The 17,170-nt window shown below is 71.1% G+C and carries 16 protein-coding genes; 9 read left to right on the forward strand and 7 right to left on the reverse strand.

The features are described from left to right. The first annotated feature begins 8 nt into the window (after window positions 1-8). The 6 genes from CCR79_RS07070 (at window position 9) to CCR79_RS07095 (ending at window position 7,352) form a co-directional block, all read left to right on the forward strand. A complete protein-coding gene (locus CCR79_RS07070) occupies window positions 9-1,010 on the forward strand; it encodes a cytochrome d ubiquinol oxidase subunit II (RefSeq protein WP_201170275.1) in 1,002 nt (333 codons plus the stop codon). Window positions 1,011-1,013: 3 nt separating this feature from the next. Then, window positions 1,014-2,759 carry a thiol reductant ABC exporter subunit CydD gene (gene cydD, locus CCR79_RS07075; RefSeq protein WP_238635048.1) on the forward strand — a complete coding sequence of 582 codons (1,746 nt, stop codon included), beginning with the start codon at window positions 1,014-1,016 and terminating at the stop codon, window positions 2,757-2,759. Continuing rightward, a complete protein-coding gene (gene cydC, locus CCR79_RS07080) occupies window positions 2,752-4,419 on the forward strand; it encodes a thiol reductant ABC exporter subunit CydC (RefSeq protein WP_201170277.1) in 1,668 nt (555 codons plus the stop codon). The genes cydD and cydC overlap by 8 nt, the downstream gene beginning before the upstream one ends. Before the next feature lie 78 nt (window positions 4,420-4,497). After that, entirely contained in the window at window positions 4,498-6,252 is a 1,755-nt protein-coding gene (gene argS, locus CCR79_RS07085; RefSeq protein WP_201170279.1) for an arginine--tRNA ligase, read from the forward strand. Window positions 6,253-6,261: 9 nt separating this feature from the next. Further along, window positions 6,262-6,903, forward strand: coding sequence for an SPOR domain-containing protein (locus CCR79_RS07090; protein WP_201170281.1), 642 nt, complete (start codon window positions 6,262-6,264; stop codon window positions 6,901-6,903). Window positions 6,904-7,004: 101 nt separating this feature from the next. Continuing rightward, window positions 7,005-7,352, forward strand: a complete 348-nt coding sequence (locus CCR79_RS07095) for a hypothetical protein (RefSeq protein WP_201170283.1) — start codon at window positions 7,005-7,007, stop codon at window positions 7,350-7,352. Between the two features lie 47 nt (window positions 7,353-7,399). On the opposite strand, the gene CCR79_RS07100 is transcribed toward CCR79_RS07095, so the two are convergent. Then, window positions 7,400-8,269 (reverse strand): NAD(P)-dependent oxidoreductase, encoded by an 870-nt coding sequence (locus CCR79_RS07100; RefSeq protein WP_201170285.1) that lies wholly within the window; start codon window positions 8,267-8,269, stop codon window positions 7,400-7,402. 38 nt (window positions 8,270-8,307) lie between these two features. Beyond that, on the reverse strand, window positions 8,308-10,188 hold the full coding sequence (speA, locus tag CCR79_RS07105; protein WP_201170287.1) for a biosynthetic arginine decarboxylase: 1,881 nt from the start codon (window positions 10,186-10,188) through the stop codon (window positions 8,308-8,310). A 121-nt stretch (window positions 10,189-10,309) separates the two neighbouring features. Between speA and speE the strand changes: the two genes are divergently transcribed. Beyond that, window positions 10,310-11,146 carry a polyamine aminopropyltransferase gene (speE, locus tag CCR79_RS07110; RefSeq protein ID WP_201170288.1) on the forward strand — a complete coding sequence of 279 codons (837 nt, stop codon included), beginning with the start codon at window positions 10,310-10,312 and terminating at the stop codon, window positions 11,144-11,146. 38 nt (window positions 11,147-11,184) lie between these two features. Here the strand turns inward: speE and CCR79_RS07115 are convergent, their stop codons facing one another. The 5 genes from CCR79_RS07115 to CCR79_RS07135 all read right to left on the reverse strand — a co-directional run bounded on the left by CCR79_RS07115 (window position 11,185) and on the right by CCR79_RS07135 (window position 15,103). After that, on the reverse strand, window positions 11,185-11,982 hold the full coding sequence (locus tag CCR79_RS07115; RefSeq protein ID WP_201170290.1) for an ABC transporter permease: 798 nt from the start codon (window positions 11,980-11,982) through the stop codon (window positions 11,185-11,187). Next, window positions 11,979-12,584, reverse strand: a complete 606-nt coding sequence (locus tag CCR79_RS07120) for an ABC transporter ATP-binding protein (protein ID WP_201170292.1) — start codon at window positions 12,582-12,584, stop codon at window positions 11,979-11,981. The genes CCR79_RS07115 and CCR79_RS07120 overlap by 4 nt, the downstream gene beginning before the upstream one ends. A 9-nt stretch (window positions 12,585-12,593) precedes the next feature. Beyond that, window positions 12,594-13,340, reverse strand: coding sequence for a hypothetical protein (locus CCR79_RS07125; protein ID WP_201170294.1), 747 nt, complete (start codon window positions 13,338-13,340; stop codon window positions 12,594-12,596). 143 nt (window positions 13,341-13,483) lie between these two features. Further along, entirely contained in the window at window positions 13,484-14,728 is a 1,245-nt protein-coding gene (locus tag CCR79_RS07130) for an ammonium transporter (protein WP_201170296.1), read from the reverse strand. A gap of 36 nt (window positions 14,729-14,764) precedes the next feature. Then, on the reverse strand, window positions 14,765-15,103 hold the full coding sequence (locus tag CCR79_RS07135; protein ID WP_201170298.1) for a P-II family nitrogen regulator: 339 nt from the start codon (window positions 15,101-15,103) through the stop codon (window positions 14,765-14,767). A gap of 224 nt (window positions 15,104-15,327) precedes the next feature. On the opposite strand from CCR79_RS07135, the gene ubiK reads away from it, so the two are divergent. Together ubiK and CCR79_RS07145 are read left to right on the forward strand one after the other, a co-directional pair. Next, the gene (ubiK, locus tag CCR79_RS07140) at window positions 15,328-15,609 is read left to right on the forward strand and encodes a ubiquinone biosynthesis accessory factor UbiK (RefSeq protein ID WP_201170300.1); all 282 of its coding nucleotides are present in this window, start codon (window positions 15,328-15,330) and stop codon (window positions 15,607-15,609) included. 60 nt (window positions 15,610-15,669) lie between these two features. Next, a partial coding sequence (locus CCR79_RS07145) for a YifB family Mg chelatase-like AAA ATPase (RefSeq protein ID WP_201170302.1) occupies window positions 15,670-17,170 on the forward strand: 1,501 nt, incomplete at its 3' end.

Raw genomic sequence — 17,170 nt, forward strand, 5'->3', positions numbered from 1 at the left:
GTAGCACTATGGATCTGATCGACATCACCATCATCTGGATGGGGATCATCGGCCTCGGGGTGTTCATGTACATCCTGCTCGACGGCTTCGATCTGGGGGTGGGCATCCTCTACCCGTTCACCCCCAGTGAGCAGGTGCGGGATGACCTGATGAACACGGTGGCCCCGGTGTGGGACGGCAACGAGACCTGGCTGATCCTCGGCGGGGCCGGGTTGCTGGCCGCCTTCCCGGCGGTCTACGCCATCTATCTGCCGGCGCTCTACCTGGGTGTGTTCCTGATGCTCGCCGGCCTGATCTTCCGCGGCGTGGCCTTCGAGTTCCGCTTCAAGTCCTCGCGCACGCGCTGGTTCTGGAACGCCGCCTTCGCCGGTGGCTCGATTGTCGCCGCGGCGGCCCAGGGTTTCGTGGTCGGCACCTACATCCAGGGCTTCGAGGTGGAGGGCTTCACCTACGTCGGCGGGCCGTTCGACTGGTTCACGCCGTTCACGGTCTTCACTGCTGTCTCGCTGGTGATCGGCTACGCGCTGCTCGGTGCCGCGTGGGGGGTGCTCAAGACCGAGGGCGCCACCCAGCAGTGGCTCTACCGGGTCACGCCCTGGCTGATCGTACTGCTCGCGATCTGCCTGCTCGGCATCTCGATCTGGACGCCGCTGACCTCGGAGCGGATCCTGGAGCGCTGGCAGGAGGCGTGGACCGTCCTCTGGCCGCTGCCCCTGCTCGGTCTCCTGGCCCTGACGGCGTGCTGGTACGGGATTCGTCGTCGGCTTGAGATGCTGCCCTTCGTGGCCGGCCTGGGCCTGTTCGTCACCGTCTACCTGGGCCTGATCGCCAGCCAGTGGCCGTACATGGTCCCGCCGGAGATCACCTTCCGCGATGCGGCCTCGGCCCCCGAGGCGCAGCTTTTCCTGCTGCTGGGGATCCTCTTCCTGCTGCCGATCATCGTCGGCTACACGGTTTGGACCTACTGGATCTTCCGCGGCAAGGTCGGCGCCGGCGGAGGCTATCACTGAGCCGTGACCGCACCGGCCGCTGACGGGGCAATCGACACCCGCCGGGCGGGCGCCTGGCTGCTGGAGCAGGCCCGCCAAGCCCGGGGCGCCATGGCCGCCACCGTCGGTGCCGGTCTGGCCGATGCGCTGCTGGTCGTGGCCCAGGCGGTGCTTATCGCCTGGGTCATCGACCGGGTGGTGATCCACGGCGCGCCCCTGGCCGAGCTTTGGGGGGCGCTGGGGCTGCTCGCAGCGGTCTTCCTGGCCCGGGCCGGGGCCACTTGGGCGCGGGCCGCCGCCGGTGCCAGGGCGGCGTGGATCATCACCGCGGCGGTTCGCCGGCGCCTCTACCGCCACCTGGCCGCCCTCGGTCCGGCGCGCCTGCAGGGCCACCAGAGCGGGGCCGTGGCCAGCGCCCTGGTCGAACAGGTCGAGGCACTGGAGGGCTACTACGCCCACTACCTGCCGCAGATGGTTCTGGCAGTGGCGGTCCCGGTGGTCCTGATCGCCATCGTCGCCGGCGTGGATCCGCTCGCCGGCCTGCTGCTGCTCATCGCCGCGCCGCTGGTCCCGCTGTTCATGGCCCTGGTGGGGATGGGGGCTGCGCGGCTTTCCCGGCGCCAGCAGCAGAGCCTGGCGCGTATCAGCGCTCACTTCCTCGACCGTCTTCGCGGCCTGGCCACGCTGCGCATCTTCCGCGCCACCGACGCCGCCGCCGAGGCGGTGGAGGCCGCCGCAGATGAGTACCGGCGGCGCAGCATGTCGGTCCTGCGCGTTGCCTTTCTATCCTCGGCGGCGCTGGAGCTGATCGCGGCGATCTCCATCGCCCTGGTGGCCATCTACGTCGGTTTCTCCCTGCTCGGCTACCTGCACTTCGGCCCGGGCCCGGAGCTGGGGCTGTTCGCCGGGCTGTTCATCCTGCTCCTCGCCCCCGAGGTTTTCTTCCCGCTGCGCCGGCTGGCCCAGCACTACCACGACCGGGCCGCCGCCGTGGGGGCGGGGGCGGAGATCCTGCAGCTGCTCGATGAGCCGCTGCCGGCCACAGCGGCGAGCGCGGCCGGGCCGGCGACGGCGCCGGCGCGCCGCGATCCGGAAACCGGCCTGCCGGTCCCGCAGCCGCTGCCGGTCGCCTTCCAGCGGGTCACGGTGACCTTCCCGGGCGGGGAGGCCGCGGCCCTCGACCGGCTCGATTTGACCGTCTCCGCGGGCGAGCGAGTGGTCATCTCCGGACCCAGCGGGGCCGGCAAGTCGACCCTGCTGAACCTGGCCGCCGGTTTCCTCCAGCCCGATAGCGGCGTGGTGACCGTCGGTGAGACGGTTCCCGCGGCCGGGGCGGTGGCCTGGGTGGGCCAGCGGCCCTGGTTGTTCCACGGCAGTGTGCGCGAGAACCTGCAGCTGGCCGATCCGGAAGCGGACGACCGGCGGCTGTGGGCCGCGCTGCGTCACGCCGACCTCGAAGGCGTCATTGCCGCCCTCCCGGAGGGGCTCGACACGCCGCTGGGCGAGGACGCCTACGGGCTCTCCGGGGGCCAGGCCAGCCGGTTGGCCCTGGCCCGGGCGCTGCTCTCCGGGGCACCGTTGCTACTCCTCGACGAACCCACCGCCGGGCTCGACCCGGACAGCCGCGAGCGGGTGCTGGCGGCGGTCGCCCGCCTGGCCGATGGCCGGCGTACGGTGCTGATGGTGGCCCACGACCGCGATACCCACGACTGGGGCGACCGACACCTGGTCATCGAGGCTGGTCGCTGCGTGGAGGATCGCCGTGCGTGAACTCAAGCCCTTCCTGCGCGACCTGCGCCGGGAGCGCGGGCGGCTGGTCCTCGGGACGCTGCTGCTGATCGTAAGCCTCGCGGCTAGCATCGGCCTGATGGGCCTGTCCGGTTGGTTCATCACCGCTACCGCCGTGGCCGGCCTGACCGGCGCCTACCTGGACATCTACCGGCCGAGTGCCGGTATCCGCTTCTTTGCCCTGGCCCGCTCCATCTCCCGCTACTTCGAGCGCCTGGTCCACCACGACGCTGTCCTCCGCACGCTGGCGCGCCTGCGCGGCTGGCTGTTCCGCACCCTGGCGCCGCTACCCTTGGCCCGCGTCGGGCGCCTGCGCCGCAGCGACCTGCTCAACCGCATGACCGCGGACGTCGAGGCCCTGGACAACCTCTACCTGCGCATTGTCGGCCCGAGCCTGGCCGCAGTGGTCACCCTCGCCGCCACGGTCACCGTGCTAGTGCTCCTGGCCGGTCCGGCCGGGTTAGCGGTGGGCGCGGTACTGCTCGCCGGCGGTCTCGTCCTGCCGTTGTGGGCCTGGCGGCGCGGCTCGCCCCACGGTGAGGCGGTGGATCGGCACCTGCCGGCCCTGCGCGGGGCCGGGGTCGACGCGGTCCAGGGCCTGGCTGAGCTGCGCGCCTGCGGTGCGGTGGCACGCCACGAGCAGCGACTGATGGCCGCCGCCGATGGCCTGGCCGCCGCCCGGTCCCGGGCGGCGCGTCTGACCGGTGCCGGCGAGGGCGCGGTGGGGCTGCTGGCCCACGGCGCGCTCCTTGCCGCGCTGGTCGCCGGCATCCCTCTCTATCACGCCGGGACCATCAGTGGTCCGCTGCTGGCGCTGGTGGCGCTGGCCGCGCTCGCGGCTGGAGAAGCGCTCACCACGCTGCCCGGAGCGTGGCAGCACCTGGGGCGGACGCGGGCTGCGGCACGGCGCCTGCTCGAGCACGCCGATGCCGCCCCCGACACGGCGGCGCCGCCGCCAGAGGGTCCGCCGCGCCAGGCCCTGGGGCTGGCGCTGGAGGGGGTTACGTTCCGCCACGAAGCGCACCTGCCGCCGGTCCTGCGGGACTGCTCGCTGGCGCTGGCACCCGGAGAGACCGTGGTGATCCACGGCCCGTCCGGTTGCGGCAAGTCGACGCTGCTCGATCTGGCGGCGGGCCTGACCCGTCCCGAGAGCGGCACGGTCACCCTCGGCGGGGTCCCGGTTGCGCAGCTGCCTGAGGCGGAGCGTTTCGCCCGCATCACCTACCTGACCCAACGCACCGAGCTGTTCGCCGACAGCGTTGCGGGCAACCTGCGCATCGCCGATCCGCACGCCGACGAGGCGCGCATGTGGCGGGCGCTGCACACCGCGGGCCTCGAGGAACGGGTGCGCGCCGCGCCGCGGGGGCTGGACGAGTGGATTGGCGAGGGCGGCGGGCGGCTCTCCGGCGGCGAGGCGCGGCGGCTGGCTCTGGCCCGTTTGGTGCTGGTAGACGCCCCGGTGGTCCTGCTCGACGAACCCTTCCGCGGCCTCGACGATGCCACCGCGACCCAGGTCGCCCGGCGTCTGGCCCCGTGGCTGGCCGAGCGGACGGCGCTGATTATCAGCCACGACCCGGAGAGCGTGCCGGCCCACGACCGGCGCGTGCCATTTCTCGAACTGGTCACACCCGGCGGTGAATAATCCGCTCCGTCGGCTTGGCATTCTGCCCGGCGCGGCGGGATAATACCGGGCTTTTCCTGACCCGAGCGGAGACCCTCCATGAAGCGACACGTGGCCAGTCTCCTGGCGCAGGCCCTGGAGGCCATGCGCGAGGCCGGCGAGCTGCCGGCGGACCTCGAGCTGCCCGAGGTGCAGGTGGAGCGCGCCCGCGACCGCGCCCACGGTGATTATGCCGCCAACACCGCCATGGTGCTGGCCAAGGCCGCGCGGCAGAAGCCGCGGGATCTGGCCGAGACCATCCGCAGCCGCCTGCCGGCCTCTCCGTCGATCGCCGGCGTGGAGGTCGCCGGCCCCGGCTTCCTGAATTTCACGCTCACGGCCGCAGCGCGCCAGGAGAGCGTCCGCGAGGTCCTGCGCCAGGGGGCCGGGTACGGCCGCACCGACGTGGGGGCGGGGCACCGGGTGCACATCGAGTTCGTCTCGGCCAACCCAACCGGCCCGCTGCACGTCGGCCACGGGCGCGGTGCCGCCTTCGGCGACGCCCTGGCCAGCGTCCTCGAGGCTGCTGGCTACGACGTCCACCGCGAGTACTACGTTAACGACGCCGGCCGACAGATGGACATCCTGGCCGCCTCGCTGTGGCTGCGCTACCTGGAGGCCGCCGGCGAGCCCGTACCCTTCCCGGCCAAGGGCTACCAGGGGGCGTACATCGTCGCCCACGCCGGCGAGCTGCTCGAGACCGACGGTCGCGCGCACGTTCGCGGCGCCGACGAGCTGACCGCCGGGTTGCCGGCGGAGGCCGACGACCCGGAGGGCTACCTCGACGCCCTGGTCGCCCGGGCCCGCGAGCTGCTCGGCGAGACGGCGTATCGGCGGGTTCTCGACTTCGCCCTGGAGGCCATCCTCGGGGATATCCGCGCCGATCTGGACGCCTTCGGGGTGCACTACCACCGCTACTTCTCCGAGCGCGAGCTGGTCGAGCAGGGCCGCATCGAGCACGCGCTGGCGCGGCTCGACGCCGCCGGCTTCACGTACCACGCCGACGGCGCCCTGTGGTTCCAGGCCTCGGCGTTTGGCGACGACAAGGACCGGGTCCTGCGCCGGGACAACGGCCTGACCACCTACTTCGCCGCCGATGTCGCCTACCACCTGGATAAGATCGAGCGCGGTTTCGATACCCTGGTCAACGTCTGGGGGGCCGATCACCACGGCTACGTGCCCCGCGTCCAGGCCGCCCTGAAGGCCCTGGGGGTGGATGCCGAGCGCCTCGACGTGCGCCTGGTGCAGTTCGCTATCCTCTATCGCGGCGGCGAGAAGCTGCCCATGTCCACCCGCTCGGGGGAGTTCGTCACCCTGCGCGAGCTGCGTGATGAGGTGGGCAAGGATGCGGCGCGCTTCTTCTACGTTATGCGCCGCTCGGAGCAGCACATGGACTTCGACCTGGATCTGGCCAAGTCGGAGTCGGCGGACAACCCGGTCTACTACTGCCAGTACGCCCATGCACGCATCTGCAGCGTCTTCCGCCAGCTCGAGGAGCGCGGTCTGGCCTGCCGCGTCGCGCCCGAGCAGGCCGAGCTGGAGCGGCTTGAAGCCGAACACGAAGCCATCCTCCTCGATCTCCTCGGGCGCTACCCGGAGGTGATCGAGTCGGCGGCCCTCTCCCGCGAGCCGCACCAAGTGGCGCAGTACCTGCGGGAGCTCGCCGCCGCCTTCCACACCTACTACAACGCGGTGCCGTTCATCATCGACGACGAAGCGCTGCGCGATGCACGCCTGACCCTGGTGAAGGCCACTCGGCAGATCCTGGCCAATGGACTGGGGCTGCTTGGCGTCGACGCCCCGCAGAGCATGTAGCGACGGATTATGACCCAGCGGAGTACGAAGTCCCGGAGCCCCTCGCGCAGCAAGTCACGCGCCTCCGCCCGCAGCCGCGGCGGTGGGGCCCAGGCGCGGCGGACCGAGCGGCGCGCCGTGCCCGGCTTCGTTTGGCTGCTGCTCGGGGGAGTGCTTGGGGCGGTCGCGCTGCTGTTCGTGCAGTACCAGCAAGGTCGGGAGGACGCCGCCCCGGTGGACCCGGCTGCCGAGGTCGAGCCCGAGCCGGAGGAGGCGCCCACGGCGGACGAGGACGAGCGCAGCTACGACTTCTACGAGCTCCTGATGCAGGACGAGGTCACCGTCCCCGAGGAGGACCTGGGCCGGGCCGACGAACGTCGCACCGAAGATGAAGAGGAGGAGGCGATCTCCCGGGCCGCGACCTTCGAGGAGGGGCGCAGCTACCTCCTGCAGGCCGGCTCCTTCCGGCGTCACGACGACGCCGAGAGCATGCGTGCCACCCTGGCCCTGGTGGGCCTGCCGGCGCAGATCCACACCGTTGAGCTGGATGAAGGCGAGGAGTGGCATCGGGTCCGGGTCGGCCCGTTCGACGACAGCGACCGGCTTGAAGAGGCGCGCACGCGCATGGAGGACAACGACATCCAGCCGCTGATGCTGCGGCAGGATGGTTAGTTTTCAGGGTTCAGAGTCCAGATTTCAGGGTTGAGCGGTCTGATGCCGGGGCTCTCGGCGGTGGGTCGGGTGCCCCGTTCTTTTTCCGGAGGAGGGATTTCATGATTGTGTTGCGCAGCATCCTGTTGCTCGCCACCGTTGCGTGCCTGGGCTTTCTCGGCTACACGCTCTACACCGCCGATGTGCTCGCCGACCCGGCCGCGGTGGTCACGGAGCTGGAGGCCCTGATCCTCAGCCCCTGGGTGCAGGTGGTGCTGGCCGCCTACTACCTGGGCGTGCTGTGCTTCCTCGCGGCCATCGTGGTCATCGAGAAGCGGGCGGTTCCGCGCATCGCCTGGGCCGTGGTTGGCCTCCTGCTGACCTATCCGGCGCTGGTCTTCTGGCTGCTGCTGCGCGGCCTGCCGGAGATGGGCGAGCGCAGCAGCCGTCGCCTGCGCACGCTCGGCTGAACGCCGGGGTCGTGGCCCCCGGGGGTAAGCCGCCCGGGGGCCGGCGCTCAGTCGGTGCCCAGGTCGCCCCTGCGCAGCCGATAGAGCGCCGAGATGTCCTCGTCCCCGTGCCCCTGCTCGATCAGGCGGTCGTAGTCGGCCAGGGTCCGCTCGATCAGATCCAGCTCGATGCCCTGGGCGGCCAGCACGTCGCGGACGATGCCCAGATCCTTGCGGTGCAGGGCCAGCCGGAACCCCGGCGGGAAACGGTCCTCGACCATGTTCGGCCCGCGCTGCAGCAGCTGCCAGTTGCTGGCCGCCCCGGCGCCGAGCACCTCGATCACCTGCTGCAGATCGAGCCCCTGTCCCTTGCCGTAGGCCAGGGCCGAGGCCACCCCCTGCATGATGCCGGCGACCATGATCTGATTCACCGCCTTGGTCGCCTGCCCGGCCCCGACCGGTCCCATGGCGTGGGCGGCGCTGCAGATCGGCTCGAGCACCGGGTGGATGCGCTCGAGCACCGCCGTGTCGCCGCCGACCATCATCACCATGGTCCCCTGGCGGGCGCCCTCCGGCCCGCCGGAGACCGGGGCGTCGAGGAACGCCGCACCGCTCGGAGCGATGCGCTCGGCGGCGAGTCGTGCCGTATCCGGTGCCACGGTGGAGGTGTCGACCACTACCTTGCCCGGTTCCAGGGCGTCCACCAAAGCGTCCAGGACCTCCAGCAGGTCGGCGTCGGCGTCGACGCTGATAAAGGTCACGTCCGCCGCGGTGGCCACCGTGGCCGGCTCGTCGGCCAGGGCCACGCCGTGCTCGCCGGCGAAGGCCTCGGCCTTCTCGCGGGTACGGTTCCACACCGCCGCCAGCTGTCCGCTTCGGGCCAGATTGGCCGCCAAGCCGCTGCCCATCGCGCCCAGACCGATGACCCCTGCCTTCATGCCGTTGCCTCCTTGTCCGTGCCCCTGCGCCGCGGCGCTCAGGGGCCTTCCAGATAGGTACCGCCGAGCAGCCCGGCCTCCAGATCGGCCAGGCAGGCGCGGCGGGCCGCGTCATCCAGGTCAGCGGCGGCGATGCGGCGCCGGTAGGCGCCGCTGAGCTCGCGCTCATCAAAGCCCACCGAGCGCAGCACGCCGCCGATGCTGTCGCCGCGGCTGGCCGTCACGAACCGGTGGCCATGCTCGTCCACCTCCACGTTCACGGAGTCGGTGGCGCCGAAGAGGTTGTGCCGGTCGCCGAGGATCTCCTGGTAGGCGCCGACCAGGAAGATGCCCAGCCAGAGGGGCTCGCCGGGCTCCGGCTCGGGCAGCGGGAGGGTGCCCTCTACCCCATCGCCATCCACGTAGAGCGAGACCGTGCCGTCGGAGTCGCAGGTCAGATCCTGGACCACACCGCGCCGGCTGGCCGGCCGATCGAGCCCGGAGAGCGGCACGATGGGGAAGATCTGATCGATGGCCCAGACGTCGGGGATCGACTGGAATACCGAGAAATTGGCGAACAGCTTGTCGGCGAGCCCCTCGTTGAGGGCGTCGAGCACCTCCCGCTGATGCGGGCGGCCCGGGTTGAGTCGGCCGCGCAGGCGCATGCCGATGGCCTGGTAGCAGCGCTCGGCGTAGGCCCGCTGGGGCAGGTCGAGGACGCCGTGGAGGTAGAGCCCCCGTGCCTCCTGCAGGTAGTGGCAGGCGTCGTGGTACGCCTCGGTGGCCGGCCGCTGGGCGTGTTCCTCCAGGGTGCGGTAGAGCTCGCGCAGCACCTTGGGGGCGTCCGCCGGGGGTGGCTCCGGGGGGCCGGCCTCGCGGCTGTCGGTATCGATCACCGGCGTGACCAGCACCGCGTGGTGGGCGGTCATGGCGCGGCCGCTCTCGGTGATCAGGGTCGGGTGGGGCAGCCCGGCCTCGTCGCAGGCCGCTTTGAGGGCGGCCACCACGTTGTGGGCGTACTCGGTGATGCTGTAGTTCATCGAGCAGAACGCGCGCGAGCGGGTGCCCTCGTAGTCCACCCCCAGGCCGCCGCCGACATCCACCTTGTTTACCGGTGCCCCCAGGCGGCGCAACTCGGTGTAGAAGCGCGCCCCCTCGGAGAGGCCGGCGCGGATGTCGTGGACATTGGCAATCTGTGAGCCCAGGTGGAAGTGGAGCAACTCCAGGTGCTCAAGGAGCGCGGCCTCGTGCAGCTCCTCCACCACGGCCAGGGCGTCGGCGGCGGTCAGGCCGAACTTGGAGCGCTCGCCGCCGGTGTTCTGCCACTTGCCGGCCCCCATGGAGGCCAAGCGCACGCGCAGACCGAGCCGCGGCGCGACGCCGAGCCGGCGCGCCTCGCGGATGATCAGCCGCGCCTCGGAGCGCTTCTCCAGGACCAGGTGGACCTGCAGGCCCAGCTGCAGTCCGCGCAGCGCCAGGCGGACGTACTCCGGATCCTTGTAGCCGTTGCAGATCACCGTGCCTCCGGCGGGCGCCAGTGCCAGTACCGCCATCAGCTCCGGTTTACTGCCGGCCTCCAGCCCGACGCGCTCGCCGTCGCCGACAATCTCCTCGATCACCGAGCGTTGCTGATTGACCTTGACCGGGTAGACGGGCCGGTACGCGCCCCGGTAGCCGGCCTCGGCCATCGCCTCGCCAAAGGCGGCGCAGAGGGCGTCAACGCGGTCGCGCAGGATCGCCGGGAAGCGGATCAGCACCGGCGGTGATACGCCCTGATCGGGCAGGTCGGCGACGATCCGGCGCAGATCAACGGCCGGACCACGCCCGCGGTGGGGGCGGACCTGCAGCCGCCCCGCCGCCGAGATGTCGAAGTACCCCTCGCTCCAGCGCGGGACGTTGTAGACCTCGCGGCCGGGTCGGTTGCTCCAGTCGTCGCTCATCGGCCCGTCTGCGGCTGTGGCGGAGAGACTGCGGCGCAACGCGCCACACTGCCCCGGGATGGTAACATTCGCGCATCCGCAGCGAGCGGAGCCGAACAACAACCCCACTGGCGGAGGCGCGATGCGCGAGGGATGGTTTACTGAAGCGGTCGAGGACGAGGGCGTGGCCTTCTCCCTGGCCATCGATGACAGGGTCCACGAGGAGCAGAGCGAGTATCAGCACATCGAGGTCTACCGGACCCGGCGTTGGGGGCGGCTGCTGGTCCTCGACGGCTGCGTCATGCTCACCGAGCGCGACGAGTTCCTGTACCACGAGATGATGGCCCACCCGGCGCTCTTCGCCCACCGCGAGCCGCGGCGCGTGGCCATTGTCGGCGGCGGTGACTGCGGCATCCTGCGCGAGGTGCTGCGCCACCCCGGGGTTGATCACGCCCTGCAGGTGGAGCTCGACGAGCGGGTGACCCGGGTCGCCGAGACCCACTTCCCGGACCTGTGCGTCGCCAACGACGACGAGCGCGCCGAGTTGCGCTTCACCGACGGCCTGCGCTGGATCCGCGAGGCCGAGCCCGAGTCGTTGGATGTGGTCATCGTCGACAGCACCGATCCGGTCGGTCCGGCGGCGGGCCTGTTCACGCGGGAGTTCCTCAGCGACGTGCGCAGCGCCCTGGGGCCCGGGGGGATCGTGGTGCAGCAGAGCGAGTCACCGCTGCTCCACCGCGATTCGGTCATCGGCCCGTTGCACCGCGCCGCCGGCGAGGCCGGCTTCGACGGCGTGCACACGCTGACCTTCCCGGTGCCCAGTTACCCCTCGGGCTGGTGGTCCGCCACGCTGATGGTCAACGGCGGCGACCCGCGCAACTTCCGCGAGGCCGACTCGGAGGAGAAGCCCTTCGAGACTCGCTACTACAATGCCGACATCCACCGGGCCGCCCTGGCGGTGCCGGAACTGCTCAAGTAGGCCCGCCGCCCCTGCGGCAGGCGCCCGGCGGCGGGCGCCTACCGCAGGCGGTCCAGGCGCAGGCGTTCGCGCTCGTCGAACAGCCGCCGGGCGGCGAACCAGACTGCTGCCAGGGTGCCGAAGCCGGTACCGACGGTGATCAGGAACATGATCAGGATCTGGTACTTCACCGCCTCCATCGGTGGTGCCCCGGCCAGGATCTGACCGGTCATCATGCCGGGCAGGCTGACGATCCCCGCCGCCGCCATGGCGTTGATCATCGGGATCATCCCCGAGCGCATGGCGTCGCGGCGGATCTGTTCCACTGCCACGCCCCACGGCTCCCCGAGCGCGAGCCGGGCCTCGATGACGTCGCGCTGCTGCCAGGCGCCGTCGGTCAGTCGGTCCACCGACAGGGCGATGCCGTTCATGGTGTTGCCCAGCAGCATGCCCAGCAGCGGGATAGCGTACTGCGGCTGATACCAGGGCTGCGGCTGCACCAGGGCGATCAGCGCCAGCACCGCCACGCTGAACGAAGACAGGAACATCGCCGCCGTGCCCAGGCCGAAACCCCAGAAACCGGCGAAGCGCCGCTTCTGCCGGGCCATCACCTCATAGCCGGCGACCAGCAGCATGACCACGCCCATCAGCGCCACCCAGTAGAGCGTGGCGTGGGCGAAGAGCGTCTCCAGGACCAGGCCGACGAGCAGTAGCTGGATCACCGTGCGTGCTGCGGCGATCAGCAGTGAGCGCTCCACCCCCAGGCGCCCGGCCCACGAGAACCCGGCCAGGGCCACCACCAGGACGCCGGCGATGACCAGATCCAGCGGTTCGAGGCGGATCAGTTCCTGGGTCACGGCGCCCCCTCCTCGGCGATCCCGTCGCGGATGGTAAAGCGGTGGGCGTCCAGGCGGCGGACCTGCTCCGGGTCGTGGGTGACCCAGACGATGGCCAGCCCGCGCCGGCGCTGCTCATCGATCACCCGCTCCACGGCCTCGGTGGTGGCCGTATCCAGGTTGGCGGTGGGCTCATCGAGGAGCAGCACCCGTGGCTGCAGGGCCACCGCCCGGGCCAGGCCCAGGCGGCTGCGCTCGCCGGTGGACAGCCGCCGCACCGACCACTGCGCCACGTCGGCATCGAAGCCGAGTTCGGCCAGGGTATCGCTCTCCACGGCGGCTAGGTTCTCGCCCACGGTCTCGGCCCACCAGGCGCAGTCGGCGGCCAGGTAGATGACCCGGCGACGCCACGCGTGGCCGGTGTAGGCGTCCCGCGGGCTGCCGTCCAGGTGCACCGCGCCGTCATTGGGGTCGAGGTCGGCGATGGCGCGCAGCAGCCGGCTCTTGCCCGAGCCGGAGGGGCCGGCGAGGGCGGCGCAGCCCCCGGCCGGCACCGCCAGCCGTGGCCAGGCCGCCACCGCGCAGCGCAGATCGCGGACCGTCAGGCGTGGCTCGGCAGCCAAGCCGACGCCCTAGAGCGGCAGGCTGGCGCCGATGCCAAAGGAGACATCGGGGCTGGCGTCGTAGAGCCCCAGACCGACGTAGGGGCGCAGGTGGACCTGCTCGACCTGCAGCCCGGCGCCGACAATCAGGTCCATGTGGTTGGAACCGGTGGGGTTCTCGTCGCCGCGCAGCTCGAAGTTGAGGTTGGTGCCGGTATCCAGGGGGTGGGCGTAGCCAATGCCCCAGCTGGCGTAGGTGCCGCCGACGTCCTCATCCTGGATGGTGTAGCCGAACTCGCCGTAGACTAGCCCCGGACCGAGGTCACGCTGCATGGGCAGGTTCACGTAGAAGTCCAGGCCGTCGTTGGGATACGGACGCACATCTTCGTCACCGCCGGCGCGGGCGCCGAGTTCCAGGGCGAAGTGCCGGTTGAGCTGGAGCTTGGCGAAGCCGGTGATCCCCTCCAGGCCGGAATCGTCCGGGGCGCCGTCGTCGTCGTCGGAGTTGCTGACGAAGCTGAAGTAGGCGCCGTACTCGAAGTCGTCGGTGAGCCCGTAGCGGAAGCCCAGCGGGCCCAGGCGCAGGTTGTCGTAGTCGCGTTCTCCAGCGTCTTCTCGCCCGAACTCATAGGCCGCGTGGCCGAAGAGCTCGGTGTTGTCGGTGCCGATTACCGGGACGCTGGAGAGGGTGATCGGCCGGTGGTCGGCGGCGCTGGCGACCGAGGCGCCGGCCACGGCGGCGACGGCGCAGGTCCACGGGATCCACTTGGAATGCATGGTTTTCTCCTCGGAACGGGGACTTGGATGCTGGCACGCAGCGTACAGGATAGCGGTTCCGTCTACCCCCGTAGCAAAGAAAAGCGGGCGCCGAAGCGCCCGCAAGGTCTCCCGTTCGGGAGAGGAGGAGAGGATCGGTTGCCCTATTTGCGCCCGGCGGTGAAGTCCGGGTAGGCCTCCATCCCGCACTCGGTCACGTCCATGCCCTTCTGCTCGTCTTCCTCTTTGGCACGGATGCCCAGGGTGAAGCGCAGGATCAGCCAGACCACCAGGCTGGCCAGGAAGACGAAGGTGAAGATGGACAGGATCCCGGCGATCTGGGCGCCGAAGGTGGCGTCCGGGTTGGAGAGCAGCACCGCCAGGATGCCCCAGATGCCGGCCGTGCCGTGGGCCGAGATCGCGCCCACCGGGTCGTCGATCTTCAGCTTGTCGAGGGCGACGATGGAGAAGACCACCAGGACGCCGCCGACCCCGCCGATGATCGCGGCGAGCAGGGGCGAGGGAGTGTCCGGCCCGGCGGTGATCGAGACCAGACCGGCGATGGCGCCGTTGAGGGCCATGGTCAGGTCGGCCTTGCCAAACAGGGCGCGGGCCAGGAGCAGGGCGGCGACCACACCGCCGGCGGCGGCCAGGTTGGTGTTCATGAAGATCGTCGCCACCGCGTTGGCCGCACCCGCCGACGAGACCGACAGCTCCGAGCCGCCGTTGAACCCGAACCAGCCAAGCCAGAGGATGAAGGTGCCCAGGGTAGCCAGGGGCAGGTTGGCGCCGGGGATGGCCCGCACCTCGCCGCGGGGGCCGTACTTGCCCTTACGCGCACCCAGGACCAGGACACCGGCCAGGGCTGCCGAGGCACCCGCCATGTGGACGATGGCCGAGCCGGCGAAGTCCGAGAACCCCATCTGGTCGAGGAAGCCGCCGCCCCAGCTCCACAGCCCCTGGATCGGGTAGATGAAGCCAGTGAGCACCACGGCGAAGATCAGGAAGGACCAGAGCTTCATCCGCTCGGCCACGGCACCCGAGACGATGGACATGGCCGTGGCCACGAAGACCACCTGGAAGAAGAAGTCCGAGAAGTAGGACTCCGTCGCCTCGCCGCTGCGCGCCATCTCGGCGGTGACCGGCTCGCTGGCAGGCAGCAGGAAGCTGAAGGTGGGCAGCAGACTGCCCGAACTCTCGTACATCAGGTTCCAGCCGATGAGCATGTACATGATCACGGCGATGGAGTAGAGCCCGATGTTCTTGGTCAGGATCTCCGTGGTGTTCTTGGCGCGCACCATCCCGGCCTCGAGCATGGTGAACCCGGCGGCCATCCACATGACCAGTGCGCCCGAGAGCAGGAAGTAGAAAGTATCGAGGGCGTAGGCAAGTTCGACTACGTCTTCCATGGTTCAGGTCCTCTGCGTTGAGTGGGGGCGGGCCGGTTACAGCGCGTCCGTGCCGGTATCGCCGGTGCGGATGCGGATGGCCTGCTCGACGTCGAAGACGAAGATCTTGCCGTCGCCGATCTTGCCGCTGTTCGCGGCCTGGCGGATGGCGTCACAGGCGCGGTCCACTAGACTGTCGTCGATGGCGATCTCCAGCTTCATCTTGGGCAGGAAGTCGACCACGTACTCGGCACCGCGGTAGAGCTCGGTGTGTCCCTTCTGACGCCCGAAGCCCTTCACCTCGGTGACCGTGATACCTTGGACCCCGATGGCGGAGAGCGCTTCGCGGACGTCATCGAGCTTGAAAGGCTTGATGATTGCCGTTACCAATTTCATGAGCGTCGTCCTCGTTGTACGCGTTGTACGGAGCCGCAGCGGCGAGTGGATGCGGCTGCGGTCATCAGGGATGTTGCAGGAGGCGTGCCAGGGCCCCGGGGCGACGGCGAAACCGCGCCACACCGGGGGGAACAGACCGGCGGCCCGGTGACCCCTGCACCAGTCGGGGGCGGAAATGGCGCCGCTGCACGGTTTCGGTGCGTGACCACAGGGTTGGAAAGGCGATGATCGATCAGAAAACCATCGACGAACTGGCGCAGAAGCTCACGGCAAGCCTGCCGGCCGGCGTGCGCGAGTTCCACGACGAGGTGGAGAAGAACGTCCGCGCCTCGCTGCAGGCCGGCTTCTCGCGGCTGGATCTGGTGACCCGCGAGGAGTTCGACGCCCAGGCCAAGGTTCTGGCACGGACCCGGGCCCAGCTCGAGGAACTCAACCGCCGCGTTGCCGAGCTGGAGAAGGCCCAGGGCGGCGGCCCGGGCGGTCCTGCCGGCGGCAGCGACGGCTAACCGGCGGGGCGGTATGCCCCGCTGACCATCGCGTGTGCCCCACGAACCAGGGAGGGTTCCATGGCACTGGCTGTAACCCGGGCGCGGGCGGCGCTCGGCGTGTCGGCCCCCGAGGTCCGGGTGGAGGTCCACCTGGCGCCGGGGCTGCCTGCGTTCTCACTTGTCGGCCTGCCGCGGGCCGAGGTGCGCGAGGCCCGGGACCGGGTCCGCAGCGCCATCATCAACAGCGGCCTGACGTTTCCGGTCGGCCGCGTCACCGTCAATCTCGCCCCCGCGGACCTGCCCAAGGGCGGGGGCCGGTTCGATCTGGCCATCGCCGTCGGCGTCCTGGCCGCCTCGGGGCAGGTCCACGGCGAGCTCGATTCGCTGGAGTTCATCGGCGAGCTGGCCCTCGGCGGCGAGCTCCGTGAGGTGGGTGCGACCCTGCCGGCGGCCCGCGCCGCCCGCGACGCCGGCCGGCGGCTGATCATCCCCGTCGGCGACGGCGCCGAGGCCGCCCTGGTCCATCCGCAGGGGGCAATAGCCGCGCAGCGGCTGCTGGCGGTCCTCGACCACCTGGACGGCCGTGATCCACTGCCCCCGGTGGGGTCGGCAGCGGCGGCCGAGCAGCGGCCCCGGGGTCCGGATCTGGCCGAGGTCCGCGGTCAGGCCGGACCGCGCCGGGCGCTGGAGGTGGCCGCCGCCGGCGGCCACAACCTGCTGCTCAGCGGGCCGCCGGGCACCGGCAAGAGCATGCTCGCCGAGCGGTTGCCGGGTTTGCTGCCGCCGCTGCCGGAGGCCGAGGCGCTGGAGGCGGCCGCGGTGCGCTCGGTCAGCGGCGCGGGGGTGGATCCGGCCACCTGGCGGGTGCCGGCCTTTCGCGCTCCGCACCACACCGTCTCCGCCGCCGCCCTGATCGGTGGCGGGCAGCCGCCGCGTCCCGGCGAGGTCTCCCTGGCCCACCGCGGTGTGCTCTTCCTCGACGAATTCCCGGAGCTGCCGCGCAACGCCCTGGAGGCGCTGCGCGAGCCCCTACAGGCCCGGCAGGTGAGTATCGCCCGCAGCAACGCCCGGGTGACCTACCCGGCGGCGTTCCAGCTGGTCGCGGCGATGAACCCCTGCCCCTGCGGCTACCACGGCGATCCGCGCGGGGTGTGTCGCTGTACGCCGGAACAGGTGGCGCGTTACCGCGACCGGATGACCGGCCCCCTGCTGGATCGCTTCGACATCGCCGTGGAGGTGCCGCGGCTCAGTGCCCGGGAACTGACCGCCGCGCCGGCGGCCGAGCCGAGCGGTGTGGTGGCCGAACGGGTGGCTCGGGCCCGTGAGCGGCGGCGGCAGCGCTCCGGGGTGATCGCTGCCGAACTGGCCGGAGAGGCCCTCGAATCGGCCTGCGCACTGGTGCCAGAGGCCGAGGCGACGCTGGAGCGGGCCACCGAGGTTATCGGCCTGTCGCCGCGCGGGCACCACCGCCTGCTGCGGGTGGCGCGGACGCTGGCCGATCTCGACGAGGTCGACCCCATCGAGGGGCGCCACGTGGCCGAGGCGGTCGGGCTGCGGCGGGGGCTGGAGGAGCGTGGCG

Source organism: Halorhodospira halophila (genome assembly GCF_016653405.1).
GTDB classification, from domain to species: domain Bacteria; phylum Pseudomonadota; class Gammaproteobacteria; order Nitrococcales; family Halorhodospiraceae; genus Halorhodospira; species Halorhodospira halophila_A.